At 59.3% G+C, this 14835-nt stretch carries 14 protein-coding genes and 1 pseudogene; 11 read left to right on the top strand and 4 right to left on the bottom strand.

All coding sequences use genetic code 11. The features are described 5' to 3' along the window. Window positions 1–9: 9 nt before the first annotated feature. Together QMK55_RS25585 and QMK55_RS25590 are read left to right on the top strand one after the other, a co-directional pair. On the top strand, window positions 10–636 hold the full coding sequence (locus QMK55_RS25585) for a pesticin C-terminus-like muramidase (RefSeq protein WP_320328057.1): 627 nt from the start codon (window positions 10–12) through the stop codon (window positions 634–636). After that, window positions 636–1052, top strand: a complete 417-nt coding sequence (locus tag QMK55_RS25590) for a hypothetical protein (protein WP_305438259.1) — start codon at window positions 636–638, stop codon at window positions 1050–1052. The genes QMK55_RS25585 and QMK55_RS25590 overlap by 1 nt, the downstream gene beginning before the upstream one ends. Before the next feature lie 125 nt (window positions 1053–1177). Here the strand turns inward: QMK55_RS25590 and QMK55_RS25595 are convergent, their stop codons facing one another. Continuing rightward, a complete protein-coding gene (locus QMK55_RS25595) occupies window positions 1178–1660 on the bottom strand; it encodes a GNAT family N-acetyltransferase (RefSeq protein WP_320328058.1) in 483 nt (160 codons plus the stop codon). Between the two features lie 242 nt (window positions 1661–1902). On the opposite strand from QMK55_RS25595, the pseudogene QMK55_RS28670 reads away from it, so the two are divergent. Next, window positions 1903–2060 (top strand): annotated as a pseudogene (locus QMK55_RS28670) (DUF6124 family protein); the annotation flags it as partial. 165 nt (window positions 2061–2225) lie between these two features. On the opposite strand, the gene QMK55_RS25600 reads toward QMK55_RS28670, so the two are convergent. The 3 genes from QMK55_RS25600 to gspI form a co-directional block, all read right to left on the bottom strand. Beyond that, window positions 2226–2795, bottom strand: coding sequence for a LemA family protein (locus tag QMK55_RS25600; RefSeq protein WP_320328059.1), 570 nt, complete (start codon window positions 2793–2795; stop codon window positions 2226–2228). Window positions 2796–2798: 3 nt separating this feature from the next. Continuing rightward, entirely contained in the window at window positions 2799–3902 is a 1104-nt protein-coding gene (locus tag QMK55_RS25605) for a hypothetical protein (protein ID WP_320328060.1), read from the bottom strand. A gap of 323 nt (window positions 3903–4225) precedes the next feature. Further along, window positions 4226–4600, bottom strand: coding sequence for a type II secretion system minor pseudopilin GspI (gene gspI / locus QMK55_RS25610; protein ID WP_320328061.1), 375 nt, complete (start codon window positions 4598–4600; stop codon window positions 4226–4228). Window positions 4601–4747: 147 nt separating this feature from the next. Here gspI and gspG point away from each other — a divergent pair, with 147 nt between their 5' ends. The 8 genes from gspG (at window position 4748) to QMK55_RS25650 (ending at window position 14706) form a co-directional block, all read left to right on the top strand. Further along, window positions 4748–5206, top strand: coding sequence for a type II secretion system major pseudopilin GspG (gene gspG, locus QMK55_RS25615; RefSeq protein ID WP_371748295.1), 459 nt, complete (start codon window positions 4748–4750; stop codon window positions 5204–5206). Window positions 5207–5214: 8 nt separating this feature from the next. Next, on the top strand, window positions 5215–6174 hold the full coding sequence (gene gspK, locus QMK55_RS25620; protein ID WP_320328062.1) for a type II secretion system minor pseudopilin GspK: 960 nt from the start codon (window positions 5215–5217) through the stop codon (window positions 6172–6174). Next, window positions 6171–7349: a type II secretion system protein GspL gene (gene gspL / locus QMK55_RS25625; protein WP_320328063.1), complete on the top strand. Its 1179-nt coding sequence runs from the start codon at window positions 6171–6173 to the stop codon at window positions 7347–7349. Before gspK ends, gspL begins: the two co-directional genes overlap by 4 nt. Further along, window positions 7342–7887, top strand: a complete 546-nt coding sequence (gene gspM, locus QMK55_RS25630; protein WP_320328064.1) for a type II secretion system protein GspM — start codon at window positions 7342–7344, stop codon at window positions 7885–7887. The genes gspL and gspM overlap by 8 nt, the downstream gene beginning before the upstream one ends. Beyond that, window positions 7884–10274: a type II secretion system secretin GspD gene (gene gspD, locus QMK55_RS25635; RefSeq protein ID WP_320328065.1), complete on the top strand. Its 2391-nt coding sequence runs from the start codon at window positions 7884–7886 to the stop codon at window positions 10272–10274. Before gspM ends, gspD begins: the two co-directional genes overlap by 4 nt. A gap of 217 nt (window positions 10275–10491) precedes the next feature. Beyond that, window positions 10492–11898, top strand: coding sequence for a type II secretion system ATPase GspE (gspE, locus tag QMK55_RS25640; RefSeq protein WP_102358210.1), 1407 nt, complete (start codon window positions 10492–10494; stop codon window positions 11896–11898). Further along, window positions 11898–13109 carry a type II secretion system inner membrane protein GspF gene (gene gspF, locus QMK55_RS25645; RefSeq protein ID WP_102358209.1) on the top strand — a complete coding sequence of 404 codons (1212 nt, stop codon included), beginning with the start codon at window positions 11898–11900 and terminating at the stop codon, window positions 13107–13109. Before gspE ends, gspF begins: the two co-directional genes overlap by 1 nt. 487 nt (window positions 13110–13596) lie before the next feature. Next, a complete protein-coding gene (locus tag QMK55_RS25650; RefSeq protein WP_102358207.1) occupies window positions 13597–14706 on the top strand; it encodes a substrate-binding domain-containing protein in 1110 nt (369 codons plus the stop codon). Window positions 14707–14835: the final 129 nt, after the last annotated feature.

A 14835-nucleotide genomic window follows, 5' to 3' on the forward strand; every position in this document is an offset into this window, starting at 1 on the left:
GATAATGATTTGAAATGGCTGAAGGTGCCTTACGGACAACTAACATTCAATGTCGAGGGGAACGACTTTGAAGATGCTGGACATCCTGCTCATCGCTATTTCAGCCGAGTCGTGCACTGGCCAGAAGGTGTGTCAGGCGTGACGATTGGTCGAGGATACGACTTGGGTCAACAGGCTGATCCAAGGGCGGACTTAATTAATGCCGGAGTAAAAGAGCCTCTCTTGTCGTGGTTGGTTGGGGCGAAAGGCTTGCATGGTCAAGCCGCAAAAACATATTTAGATAATGCGAGCCAAGAAATCAGAAAACATGTAATAACAAGAAAGCAGCAATATATGTTATTCATATCTGTTTATGAGTTCATGAAAAAAGACATTTTTAGGATTTCGGGCACAACCAGCAACGTAGAGAAATATGGTGCCTTGCAATGGGAAGGTGTTAATAAAAAAATTCAAGACGTCATTGTAGATCTTCGATATCGAGGAGACTATCACGTGGAATCCAGAAAATTCATTCAAAGGCCTTTTACTGATAATGATCTGGCGAAAATAAAAGTAGAAATGTCGAAGCATAGTAATTGGGTAGGTGTGCCACCAAATAGGTTCGCCGAAAGAAAAAGTTACTTGGAGAGTAATTAATGCGTATTTTACGTCTGGCAGCGTACACGGTTTTTGGACTGGCCTGTCTTTCATCTGCGACAGCGGCTGAGTTTGACTACAAACGGGTCTACCAAGCAGATGCAGGGAAAATAGGTAAATATATCGTCAGGTATTTGAGGACATTCGATTCCCCGTGCATACGGGTGCAATCGCTCTTGCCTGGGGGTAATGGGAAAATAGTTAAGGAAAAAGAGCTTTGCTCCATTGACGGCAAAAGCTTTCTCGACGGATACACCCAAGTCGAATTGAAAAAAGGAGAGTTTCAGGAAGAGAAGCTGACTTTCTTGTTTGAGATAATGCCACTTGAGCCAGCACCTGAGTTTTTAAAAAAATGTACTGTTCCATTTAAGGATGGCGCGCCTCAGGATCTTGTTTGTGAAACGATAACGCCGTGAGTTGAAAGCTCTGGAGGAAAAGGGGACGAATTTATTTTTGAAAAATAGATCCGTCCCATCTGCCGCACAGGTGGATGTCCATCTAACGGTGCAACCTTTGACGGGGGCACCGTATCAAGATCTGCCTAGTCGCCCAAATCAACGGCATGACCGCTAGCCCGGACATAATAATTATCGAATTCACCGCTTTCGACGAACACGAAGCCATGGCGAGTGTAAAAGCGATTTGAAGCGCTTTCCTTGAGAGCACCCACCTTGATGGGACGCCCGACCTCATCTGCCTCTCTGAACATCCGAGTAAGCACTTCAGAGCCGATTCCTGCTCCTTGAGCACTGGGTATCACATACAAGTGGTCAAGCAGGAGCTCGCTCTGCTGGTCTTTGATTACGACAAAACCGACCAGATCACCTGATACTTCTATGCGGCGTGTGCTGTTAGCGTCGAACCCAGCAATAAATCGTTCGCGCGCGCGATCCGGGTTAAATCGTCCAAGCCGTTCAAGGCTCTCGCGCATGGCCTCAATCCTGATGGTTACCAGATCTTCCAGGTCGTTACTGGAAGCTGCGCATAAAACGACAGCGGAGTTTTGATCAGCGGAGGCTGGCATAACAGGCACCCTAAACATGGCCGGTCGGTGATTATAGAGAACAGAATCCGCATAACCACTACTGCCTCGTTTCAGGTGAGGCGATGGCTCCTTGTTAGCTTCAGGGGGATGTGTTCGCCGGACGCTTACGTCTGTTGAGGCAAGGGGACGGATCTGTGGTGGGGGTCGAGACGCAATGAAGATTCCGATAGATGCCAATGGTTAAAAAGACATCTCCCGACTCAAAAAAATACCACGAAGCCGCCAGCGAAATGCTCGCTTCGGCCAAGACCATTGCGTAGAACGTCACCGGTCTGTTGCCGGCGTCGTAGCGTCGGGCGTGTTGGGGGTTGCGCAGTTGATCATGCTTGGGGATTTGGCGGTGAATCGGGCGTTGGATAATTTGCAGTTGCCGGAGTGATGCGGGGGGCGGGATCACCGGGTGATTGAGCGGTGTTGGTTCTGGCGCTTTCGCGAGCAGCTCACTCCTACAGGGGTTTTGGGTGGGGCACGGGTATTGTGTTCGGATAAGGGGGGGAGTGGTCGACCATCTCCTTTACGGGTGATGGTCGACGCATTGTGCGAATTAGAAATTTGGGGTGTAGGAGAAGCCTTGCGACGCTTCGGTATCGGAGAACGGTATTACCGGCGATTTCTTGTTGAACAGGCCATTGACGACGGAGCCTGGGAACATTTCGATGGAGTTGTTGAACAGTTCGACGTTGCGGTTGTAGATGGTGATGGCCGCGCCGACGTTTTCTTGTTGTTCGGTAATTTCACGCATCATGTTGTTCGCCGATTCAGATGCTTTCAGGTCAGGGTATGCCTCGAAGGTGACGCGCAAGCCACCCATAAGCTCCCTTGAAGCGGTTTCTACTGTCGCGAGGGCATTGCCGTCCGCTCCAGCAGGCAGGCTGTGGATCGCGCTGCGCAGGCCGGCGATTTTTTCGAGGAGGCTGGACTCGAAGACCATGAAGTCTGCGAGCACTTTTTGCAGTTGGTCGAGCACCTTTGTCTTCTGGCGTTCGTACACGAGGACGTCCGACCAGGCACGTTGAACTCGGTTGTGACCGCCAACAATGCCGTTATAGATGACGACGCCCGCTACGATGATGACTACAGCGATAACAATGGCGAGGGTGAGTGTAGTGTCCATGTCTTACTTCTCTTGGCGGCTTGTTAGGGGAGAGGCGGCAAAGTTGTCATCGTGCAGTTCACCGAGTGCATGGCTCCATTGGAGTGCAGACACCAGGCCCGGCAGTTCGACACCCGCAGCAATTTCTGCGTAAAACTCGTTGGGCGAAGACAGCGAGTATTGAGTACCGTAAGTGAGCAGATCGCTGTTGGCGAAGCTGAGGCAGAGTTTTCCACTGTCGGCGAACTCCAGGTTCGGAACCTTGAGTACGTTGAATACCTTCAACAAGTGCAGCACCGTCGAAGGTTTGATGAACTTCGCACAGGTCATCTCGCTGCGCCCGGTCAAACGAAACGCTTTATTAAAATCCGGAGACGCCGTGTCCATGCGGCTCGGATAGTCGTTTTGTGATTGCCCGTCAGTTCTGACCGATACGCCGGTGACCCACGGAAAGTCGATGACCAGACTGTAGCGGTCGTAGTGGTCATACACCACTCGAGTCTCTGTTTTGGTGCCTCCCTTGCCGTCGTTAACAGTGGTTTTTACCTTTCGTTTGTCGACGTAGTGCAGGCGGTGGTACTCGTAAGCGAGGTTGTGCAGCGGGCCGGTAAATACACCCTGCATCGACTGCAGCAACTCGCGGCTGTAGTTGCCCCGCCGGTAATCAGCAAATTGCGCATCCAACTTGCTGAGGGTATAGCGCGGGTCTTCTGCCAGGCGGGTCAATCCGTTGTGGAAGTAGGATGACAGGCGAGCGATTCTGCTACTGAGTGAAGGCAAACGATCAGATTTGGTCTTCATCCATGCCAGACTTCCACCGGTAGAAACGATGCCGAGCACACCAAGGATCACGGGGAACAAGTCGGGGTCAATTTGCAGACGGTAAAAAAAAGAAGCGACGGTGTAGGTGTTCGCATACTTGGGAAAGGCCACAGCGCTCGCGATCAATAGCAGGCCCGCGCCGAAAAACCACCATGCGCGTGTGAAACTGAATTTGAGCGGGCCGTTGTACGAGACGAACTCTTGGATCGTCTTCAATAGGTCGGTATTGGATTGAGCCGTGGCAAGACTGGCTTCGCTGTCAGCCAGCAACTTGTTTAATTTCGCGTTCTGCGATGTGTTGGCCATGTCAGGTATCCATTGATTCAGGGATGCCTGATGCGCGAGCAACGGCCTGGATTGAGGATTCGGCTTTGTTCATAAACTGTCAGAAATGTTGAAAAGGAGTGGACGATACCATTGTTGTGCCATCACTGCTTCTGGCGGATAGCAGGCATTGGCAATGGTCGAGCATTGCGACAGGCAATCCCCTGTTAAAGCGAAGCACATGCGCTGTTTCCGCTGCCCGAAATATTCATGTAGGAGCTGCCGAAGGCTGCGATCTTTTGATTTTGCCTTTTAAAAGCCAGATCAAAAGATCGTCCGATCGCGGCCCGAGCCTGCGGCAGCTCCTACAGGGGGCGGGTGAGTAGGGTTTCGAGTTTTGCCAGGGGCGGCGCATCCTGGTTGCGGTCGAATACCTGGATGCCGATTTTTAGCAATCGACCATGCTCAGCCGCTGCGATCAGCTGTTCACAGCGCAGCAACAATCGCCCCTGATCACAATCCTGCACTTTCATCCCCATCGGCAACCTGCCTTCCAACCGCAACTCCGCCATCCGACTCTGCGCCGCAATCAGCGCCACCGAGCGATCCCGCAAAATCCCGCTGCTCTGCGTCATCAACCCCGCCACGCGCACAGCCGCCGACATCGCCACGGCAATAATCGCCAGCGCCACCAGCACTTCAATCAGGGTGAAACCTGCTTCTCGCGAACGCGCACGCATAAACGGCCCAAAGCCAAAACCCAGCCCTCGACGCTAACCCGCGTGCTTGACGGCTTGACGACGAAAACACCCGAGGATTTTCAACATCACTGACATATCTTCTTGCAACACTGCGCGTCGAATCGAATCAAGCCAGGGTATGTCGAGATGGATATCGCACCTTTCAAATCGCTTCAGCAACCGATGCGCGCGCCGCGTGGGCAGCAAGGTTTTACCCTGATCGAGATCATGGTGGTGGTGGTGATTCTGGGGATTTTGGCGGCGATGGTGGTGCCCAAGGTGCTCGACCGGCCGGATCAGGCGCGGGCGACCGCGGCGAAGCAGGATATTGGTGGGTTGATGCAGGCGTTGAAGTTGTATCGCCTCGATCACGGCACTTACCCGAGCATGAACCAGGGGTTGAAGGTGTTGGTGGAGCGGCCGGCGGATGCGAAGAACAGCAATTGGCGCTCGTACCTTGAGCGTTTGCCGAACGATCCGTGGGGGCGTCCTTATCAGTACCTCAACCCCGGCGCCAACGGTGAGATCGACATCTTTTCCCTCGGTGCCGACGGTCAGCCTGACGGCGACGGCGTGAATGCCGATATCGGTTCCTGGCAGTTGTAAGGCCGGCCATGAACAGCCGCTCGCCTGAGGGGGCGAAGCAACAGGGCATGGCGATTATCAGCGCGTTGTTGATTGCGGCCGTGGTGGCGGTGATTGCGGCGGGCATGTTGACCCGGCAGAGCGTGTCGACCCGTGCGCTGGAGGCGGATCAGCAGCGTGTGCAGGGGCGTTGGGTGGTGCAGGGCGGGTTGGAGATCAGCCGGCAAATGCTCTGGGATGCACGTCAGCGCGATCCGTTGACCCGGCTCGATCAGCCGTGGGCGCAGCGTCTGTCCGCGCAAGGTTTTGAAGGGCGGCTGGAGGATGAGCAGGGCAAGTTCAATCTGCGCAATCTGGTGGCCAACGAGCGTGTGGACGAGGCGCAGGTGGCGGCGTTTCAGCGTTTGTGCGAGTTGATCGGGGTCAGCGCCGGTTTGAGTCAGCGCATCAGTCAGCGGGTGATCGCGTCCTACCCGCGACTGCTGAATGCGCAGATTGCCGAGGCGCCGAAAAGTGGTTTCGACAGTGGTCGCGCGACCTCGCCCGACGCTTCACACAAACCGCAGAACCCGACGCTGCCGATGCTGCGCAGCATCGATGATCTGCGCAGTGTCGACGGCGTGAATGAGGCGGTGATGGGCAAACTGGCGCCGTACCTGACGGTGATTCCGGCGACGACCTGGCTCAATGGCAATACTGCCACCGCGCCGGTTTTAGCTGCTTATGTGCCGGGGTTGTCGCTGGAGCGTGCGAATGCGCTGATTGCCGAGCGTGATGCCGGGCGCTGGTTTATCAACCGTGGCGATTTCGTCAACCGTTTGCGCATGCCGCAACTGGAGCTGACCAGCGTCAAGGTCGGCATCACCAGTGATTGGTTTCGCCTGCGCGGCGAGGCGCGGCGCGATCAGCGGCGGGTCAGTCTTGAGGCGTTGTTGCATCGCAGTCAGGACCGCCTGCCGCAAGTGATCTGGTCGCGGGTGGGCGTATGAGCCAGTTGAAAGTGGCGTTGCCGCCCTTGGCGGAACTGGATCTGCACAGTGAGTTGCACTGCGCCTGGCTGGATCGGCAGGGTCAGGTCACGCGGGAAGAACGCCACAGTCTGAGCCAGTTGAGTCAGCAGGCGAAACTGCCGCCGCTGGTGTGTTTTCTGCACCCGGCTGACAGCCTGTTGGCGAGTCTCGATTTGCCGCCGTTGCCTGCCAACAAGATAGTCGCGGCGGTGCAGTGCGCGGCGCAGGCGTTGATGCTGGGCGACAGCAGCGAGATGCACATCGCGCACAGCGCGCGGGACGAGGCCGGGCAGGTGCAGATCGCCTGGGCGCCTCGGCAGCACTTGTTGCGTTTTGGTCAGTTGCTGAAAAGCGCCGGGCTGAACCTGCGCGGACTCTACCCGGCGCCGTACCATTTGCCGGTGCTGCCCGGCACCGTTGCGTGCGTGCAGGACGGGCATTTATTGCTGCGCGATAGCGTGCAAGTGGCGCGGGTGCAGCCGTTGTTTGATGACGGTTTCGACGGTGTGGTGTGGGAACCGGGCGTCACTTTGCACTGGGTCGGTGATCAACCGCCGTCGGGTGCCGAGCTGCCGATGGCAGATGCGCAGCGCTGGACCGGGCCGCTACCGGGTTGGGGACTGCATGGCGCGGTCCAGCAGCAACAAACCGAGCATCGCGGCTGGGGCAGGGCGATCGCCCTGTCAGCGTTGGCCGTGGCCGTTTGGGTGATCGGTTTGAACCTGTATGCCGCCCGCGAGGCCGGGCAGGGCCAGCAGTTGAAAACCCAGATGAACCTGCGGGTAAAACAGGCCTTCCCTGAGTTACCGGTAATCCTCAACCCGTTGCAACAGGCCCGTCAGCAATTGGCGGCGCGGCAGAAGGGCGCGGCGGATGATCCGGCGCAGACTTTCAATCGTCTGGTGTTGCAGGCCGGCAGCGGCATGCCGTCGATGGCTGGCAGTGTCGAGCGGTTGGCGTTTGTCGACGGCGCTTTGCAACTGAGTCTGCTGAGTGAGGCCCGTCGTGGCGGCAATGATCAGGAGTGGCAAAGCACTTTGGCCCAGGCCGGCATCAGCGTGACGGCAGATGACGAGGGCTGGACCTTGCGTCCGGCCACTGAAGCCAGCCCAAGTGACAGCGATGACAGCGGCGGAGCAGAAGAAGATGAATAAGGCCTCGCTCGCGCTGTACCGCGCCAAGTGGCAGCGCTTTAACACTCAAGTACAGGCGCGTTGGCAGCCGTTGGCCCTGCGTGAAAAACGCATGGTTGCCGGCATGGCCATTGCGCTGATCGGTCTGCTGCTGTGGGTCGCGCTGATCCAGCCGCCGCTGAAGAAAATCGCTTATTGGCAAGCCGAGACGCCAAAGCTGCGCGCGCAGACCGAAGCGCTGGAAGTGCTGTTGCGCGAAGTCAGCGTGCGCCCGGACGGGCAAAGCGTGGCGCAGTCGCTGGAGCAAACCCTTCAGGCCAGTGGCTTGGCGGGGCATTACCAACTACAGGAGACACAGGGCGCCTGGCAGTTGACCTTCGACGCGGCGCCGGCCGACGCGGTGCTCGACTGGCTGTTGAGCACCCCGGCACAACTTTCTCTGCAAGTGGCCGAAGCCCGTTTGCAACGCGCAGACAACGCTTCGACCGAAGTCACCGCCGGCACTTTGTCAGGCACCGTTCGCATGGATCAGGCGCTGGGCGCTAAGGAAGCTTCATGAAGGGGTCAGGATCCAAACCGGCACGTCTGGCGTTGCCGATGCTGCTGATGGCGTTGAGCGCGTGCAGCAACACCAGCACGCCGCCGCCAAACCAGCCGCCGTTGCTGGTCGACAGCGAACTCGGCCGACCGCTGGCCAACACCCAGCGCAGCGGCGATGCGGTGCTTGATCGTCAACGTGCACAAGCTCAAGCGGCGCCGGAACCGCGACAGATGCACAACATCACCGAGCGTGCGCGCAGTGGCGGCGCGCCGCGTGGCACCACACTGCCGAGCAATCCGCTGGGCGATCAGCCGGTGACGCTGAATTTTGTCGACGCCGATATTCAAGCGGTGGTGCGCGCGTTGTCGCGCTCCACCGGTCAGCAGTTTCTGGTCGACCCTCGGGTGAAGGGCACGTTGACGCTGGTCTCGGAAGGCCAGGTGCCGGCACGCCAGGCCTATGACATGTTGCTCGCGGCGTTGCGCATGCAGGGCTTCAGCGTGGTGGATGTCGGTGGCGTCGCTCAGGTGGTGCCGGAAGCCGACGCGAAACTGCTCGGCGGGCCGATCTACAGCCCGGATAAGCCGGCCGGCAACGGCATGCTCACGCGCACCTTCCGCCTGCAATACGAGAACGCGGTGAACCTGATTCCGGTGCTGCGGCCGATCGTGTCGCCGAACAATCCGATCAATGCCTACCCGGGCAACAACACCATCGTCGTCACCGATTACGCCGAAAACCTGACCCGCGTCGCCCAGTTGATCCAGACCATCGACACCCCGAGCGCGATCGACACCGACGTGGTGCAGATCCAGAACGGCATCGCCGCCGACATCGCGCCGATGGTGGCTGATCTGCTCGACGCGCCGGGCAACGACCCGACGCAGAAAATTGCGGTGATCGGCGACCCGCGTTCCAACACCATCATCATCCGCGCCGGCAGCCCCGAGCGCACGGAGCTGGCGCGCAACCTGATCTACAAACTCGACAACGCGCAGAGCAATCCGAGCAACCTGCACGTGGTCTATCTGCGCAACGCGCAAGCGGCGAAACTCGCGCAGGCCTTGCGCGGTTTGCTTACCGGCGAGAGCGACAGCGGCACCAGCGACAGTGCGCGCTCGGTGCTCAGCGCGATGGGCAGTAACACCGGCAGCGGCGGTGGGCAGAATGGCCAGAGCGGTACGCAAAGCAGCGGCAGCACATCGACCAGCAATAGCAGCGGCAGCACGGGTGGCAGCTATGCGCAGGGCAGCAGTGGCAGCACAACCGGCAGCGGCGGTGCGCAGAACAGCGAACAGAACATCGCGTTCAGCGCTGGCGGGGTGACCATTCAGGCCGACGCCACCACCAACACTTTGCTGATTTCTGCCCCGGACCCGCTGTATCGCAACCTGCGCGAGGTGATCGATCTGCTCGACCAGCGCCGTGCGCAAGTGGTGATCGAAAGCCTGATCGTCGAGGTCGGCGAAGACGATGCCAGCGAATTCGGCGTGCAGTGGCAGACCGGCAATCTGGGCGGCAACGGTGTGATCGGCGGCGCCAATCTGGGCGGCTCGGGGCTCAACACCAATGGCAAGACCAGCATCGACGTGCTGCCCAAAGGCCTGAACCTTGGCTACGTCAACGGCACCGTCGACATCCCCGGCATCGGCAAGATTCTCGACCTGAAGGTGCTGGCCCGGGCGCTGAAAAGCAAGGGCGGCACCAACGTGCTGTCGACGCCGAACCTGCTGACCCTGGACAACGAAGCGGCGAGCATTTTCGTCGGCCAGACCATTCCGTTTGTCAGCGGCAGCTACGTCACCGGCGGTGGGGGCACCAGCAACAACCCGTTCCAGACCGTGACCCGTGAAGAGGTGGGTTTGAAGCTCAATGTGCGGCCGCAGATTTCCGAGGGCGGTACGGTCAAGCTCGACATTTATCAGGAAGTCAGCAGCATTGATGAACGCGCTTCGGCCAGCGCGACGTCGGCGGGCATCGTCACCAACAAGCGCGCGATCGACACCAGCATCCTGCTCGACGACGGCCAGATCATGGTCCTCGGCGGCTTGCTGCAGGACGGTTACAGCCAGAGCAATGAAGCCGTGCCATGGCTGGGGACGCTGCCGGGAATCGGCGCGCTGTTTCGCAACGAGCGTCGGGCGATCACCAAGACCAACCTGATGGTGTTCCTGCGCCCGTACATCATCCGCGACAGCGATGCGGGACGCAGCATCACCCTCAACCGCTACGACTTCATGCGCCGCGCCCAGGGCGGGTTGCAACCGGAACGCAGCTGGGCGATGCCGGACATGCAGGCGCCGCAGTTGCCGACGGCGGCGCAGGGGGTGCCGAGTTCGGTTCCGGCTTCGGGACCCCGTGCCACGATAAAAGCGGTGCCAATTGAAGGGAGCACACGCTTTTGAAATCGACCCTCAATCTGAAAAATAACCCTGTGGTGAGGGGATTCATCCCCGATGGGCAGCGAAGCAGCCCCAAAACCTACCACCGCATAACTCCAGACATACCGTGTTTTGCGGGTTTACGACTGCTGCGCAGCCGGTCGGGGATAAATCCCCTCACCACAGGGGATTGCATTGCCACAGGGGATCGGATTGCCGCAGGGATTGGGGAGGGCATGAGATGAGTGCATTGCCCTACGCCTGGGCCAAGGCCCAGCGCATTCTGTTGTGCGACGGGGTGCTGACCGTGTGCCCATCGACGCCGGGCTGGTCGATCAGCGAGGTGCGGCGGCAGTTCGGTGAAACGTCGCTCAAGCGCGTGCGCGACGACGAACTCGACGGCCTGCTCGCCACGGCCTACGCCGACACCGGCAGCGCCGCCGCCGTGGTTGGCGCAGCAGAAAACGAAGTCGACCTCGATCGCCTGATGCAAGACATGCCGGAAATCACTGACCTGCTCGACACCCAGGACGGCGCACCGGTGATCCGCATGATCAACGCCTTGCTCACCCAGGCCGCGCGCGATGAGGCCAGCGACATTCACATCGAACCGTTCGAAACCCATTCGGTGGTGCGCTATCGGGTCGACGGCACCTTGCGTGACGTGGTCTCGCCGCGCAAGGCGCTACACGGTGCGCTGGTGTCGCGGATCAAGATCATGGCCCAGCTCGACATTGCCGAAAAACGTTTGCCGCAGGACGGTCGGATCGCCTTGCGCGTGGCCGGTCGGCCGATCGACATTCGTGTTTCAACGGTGCCGACCGGGCATGGCGAGCGGGTGGTGATGCGTCTGCTCGACAAGCAGGCCGGACGTCTGCATCTGGAAACCTTGGGCATGGACGCGCAGGTGCTGGCCAAACTCGACCACCTGATCCGCCAGCCCCATGGCATCGTGCTGGTCACCGGGCCGACCGGCAGCGGCAAGACCACCAGCCTGTATGCCGCATTGGCGCGGCTCGATGCGAGTACCAGCAATATCCTCACCGTGGAAGACCCGGTGGAGTACGACCTGCCGGGGATCAGCCAGATTCAGGTCAATGCCAAGATCGACATGACCTTCGCCCTGGCGCTGCGGGCGATTCTGCGGCAGGACCCGGACATCATCATGATCGGCGAGATTCGCGATCTGGAAACCGCGCAAATCGCTGTGCAAGCCTCGCTCACCGGTCACCTGGTGCTGGCGACGCTGCACACCAACGACGCGGTGTCGGCGGTCAACCGCTTGATCGACATGGGCGTCGAACCGTTTCTGCTGGCCTCGTCGATGCTCGGGGTGCTGGCCCAGCGGCTGGTGCGACGCCTTTGCAAAGAGTGCAAACAAGAGGATCCGGCAGCACCGGGGACCTGGCGACCGGTCGGCTGCGCGGCGTGCAATCACACCGGTTACAGCGGCCGCACCGGTATCCACGAATTGTTCTGCATCGACGACGACATCCGCACCCTGATTCACCAAGGGGCAGGGGAGCAGGCCTTGCGCGCTTCGGCCGCGAAAGCCGGGATGTTCAGCCTGCGCGAGGACGGTGAACGCTGGATCCGCAGCGGCGCCACCGCGCCTGAAGAAATCCTCCGTGTGACACGGGACGCCTGATGAACCGCTATCGTTTTGAAGCCGCCGACGCCACCGGCAAGATCGAGTCCGGGCATCTGGAAGCTGACAGTCAGGGTGCCGCGTTCAGTGTTTTACGCGGTCGCGGTTTGACCGCGTTGTCGGTGCACAAGGAAAGCAACGTCGCCCAGCATGGCGGCGGTGGCTTGTTCAGTGCGCGCATGTCGGACAACGATCTGGCCTGGGCCACGCGGCAACTGGCGAGTCTGTTGGGCGCCAGCTTGCCGTTGGAAGCGGCGCTGAGTGCCACGGTCGAGCAGGCCGAGAAAAAACACATCGCCCACACCCTCAGCGCCGTGCGCGCCGACGTGCGCAGCGGGATGCGTCTGGCGGAGTCATTGGCGGCGCGGCCACGGGATTTCCCGGAGATCTATCGGGCGCTGATCGCAGCCGGGGAGGAGTCCGGTGATCTGGCGCAGGTCATGGAACGGCTGGCCGACTACATCGAGGAGCGCAACAACCTGCGCGGCAAGATTCTCACCGCGTTTATCTATCCGGGTGTGGTCGGGCTGGTGTCGATCGGCATTGTGATTTTCCTGCTCAGCTACGTGGTGCCGCAGGTGGTCAGCGCGTTTTCCCAGGCGCGGCAGGACCTGCCGGGGCTGACGTTGGCGATGCTCACCGCCAGCGATTTCATTCGCGCGTGGGGCTGGTTGTGTGCAGCGATCATGGCCGGGGCGTTCTGGAGCTGGCGCTTGTATCTGCGTAACCCGGCGGCGCGTTTGAGTTGGCATCATCGGGTGCTGAAATTGCCGCTGATCGGGCGTTTTATCCTGGGCCTGAACACTGCGCGTTTCGCCTCGACCCTGGCGATTCTCGGCGGCGCCGGGGTGCCGTTGTTGCGCGCGCTGGAAGCGGCGCGGCAGACGCTGTCCAACGACCGCCTGAGTTTGAGTGTCAGCGACGCCACGGCCAAGGTTCGCGAAGGTGTGAACCTGGCGGCGGCGCTGCGGGTGGAGAACGTGTTCCCGCCGGTGCTGATTCACTTGATCGCCAGCGGCGAGAAAACCGGTTCGTTGCCACCGATGCTCGAGCGTGCGGCGCAGACGTTGTCCCGGGATATCGAACGGCGGGCGATGGGCATGACCGCGTTGCTCGAACCGCTGATGATTGTGGTGATGGGCGCGGTGGTGTTGGTGATTGTGATGGCGGTGTTGTTGCCGATCATTGAGATCAACCAATTGGTCCAGTAGCAGGTTTTGATGGTGTCTGATCGGGCCTCTTCGCGAGCAAGCTCGCTCCCACAGAGTTCTGTGTTGTGAAGTAAATTGCATTAACAACATCAATCCCTGTGGGAGCGAGCTTGCTTGCGAAGGGGCCAGTCAGGGCAACAAATAATTTAATTTTTTTCCAGAACTTTAACATCACCCGACCCTCGACTCCGCCATCCTCGGGTTCTCCTTTCTGTCATCTGCAACCACCCTGCAACGGCTGCAGCCCGATTGCGCAAAACCCTTGATCCAGACACCTCGCAAACCGCGGCAAACACCCGAGAAAATCCGCCGAAAATCACCGCGCAGCTCCCGAGGTTTTTTCCTTTATCTGTCACCGGAAACTGCGAATTTCTCAGTGCGACTTAACCACGGACCCCGCTTGCGAAGGTCAGCGGTGAGTCTTCCCAGTGTCATGCAAGCCATCCGAAAACCTGTGTTCACAACCCAGTTGAAAAGGAGATTCTTCATGTTCAAGCGCACTCTGATCGCAGCTTCCCTGACTGTCGCCGCCCTGGCTTCCGCCCAGGCCATGGCCGCCAACGTAACCGGTGGTGGCGCGACTCTGCCTGCCGCTCTGTACAAAGGTTCTGCCAACAGCATCCTGCCAGCCAACTTCAGCTACCTGGGCACCGGTAGCGGCGTCGGCAAAATCGCTTTCCTGAACAACGATTCGTCGCAGTTCAAAACCACCGGTTCGGTGCACTTTGCCGGCAGTGACTCGGTGCTCAGCGCTTCGGAGCTCAGCGGCTACACCGCCACTTACGGTGCTTCGTACGGCCCGCTGATCCAACTGCCATCGGTGGCCACTTCGGTCGCCATTCCTTACAAAAAATCCGGCCAGACCGCTCTTAACCTGACCAGTGCTCAGCTGTGCGACGTGTTCTCGGGCACCGCTACCAAGTGGGGCGACCTGCTGAAAAACTCCGATGCCACCCCGATTCGCGTTGTGTATCGCAGCACCTCCAGCGGCACTTCGGAAATTCTCACCCGTCACTTGAACGCGGTTTGCCCAACCAGGTTCGCCGTCACCACCACTTTCGCCAACACCTTGAAGCCGGCCGGTACTCCATTGCCAGCGTCTTTCGTGGGCGTGCTTAACACCGCCGACGTCGCCATTGCGGTGAACGCCGTTGACGGCTCCATCGGTTACGTCGGCCCGGACGGCGTGAACGCCAGCAGCAACGCCGTGGTTTCGCGTGTCAACGGTGTTCAACCGACCACCGCTAACGTCACCGCTGCGTTGTCTTCGGCTCCGCTGCCAACCGTTCCATCCAACCCTGCCCAGTGGGCTCCGGTTGTCGCCAACCCAGGCAGCGGTTACCCAATTGCTGCCTACACCAACTTCATCTTCGGCCAGTGCTACAAGGATGCAACTGTGGCCGCTGACGTGAAGGCCTTCCTGACCACTCACTACAGCGTCCCGGGCAACACTGTAGCCACCGTGGCTCACGGCTTCAGCGTGGTTCCAACCAACTGGAAAAATGCGGTGACCGCCAACTTCATCACCAACACCACCGGCAACAACCTGGACATCAACAACGCCAGCATTTGCAACGGTGTTGGTCGTCCTCTGTAAGTCTTCACTCGTAGCGCGCGGTTCGAATGGCAGCCCCTTTGGGGCTGCCATTTTTTTGTCTGGCCCCGCGCAATTACTCCCCAAAGATGAAGTTTGTGTGACATCCGTTCGGTCGTGCCCTGCGCCAAC

The sequence above is a fragment of the Pseudomonas sp. P8_229 genome (genome assembly GCF_034008635.1).
In the GTDB taxonomy this organism is placed as follows: domain Bacteria; phylum Pseudomonadota; class Gammaproteobacteria; order Pseudomonadales; family Pseudomonadaceae; genus Aquipseudomonas.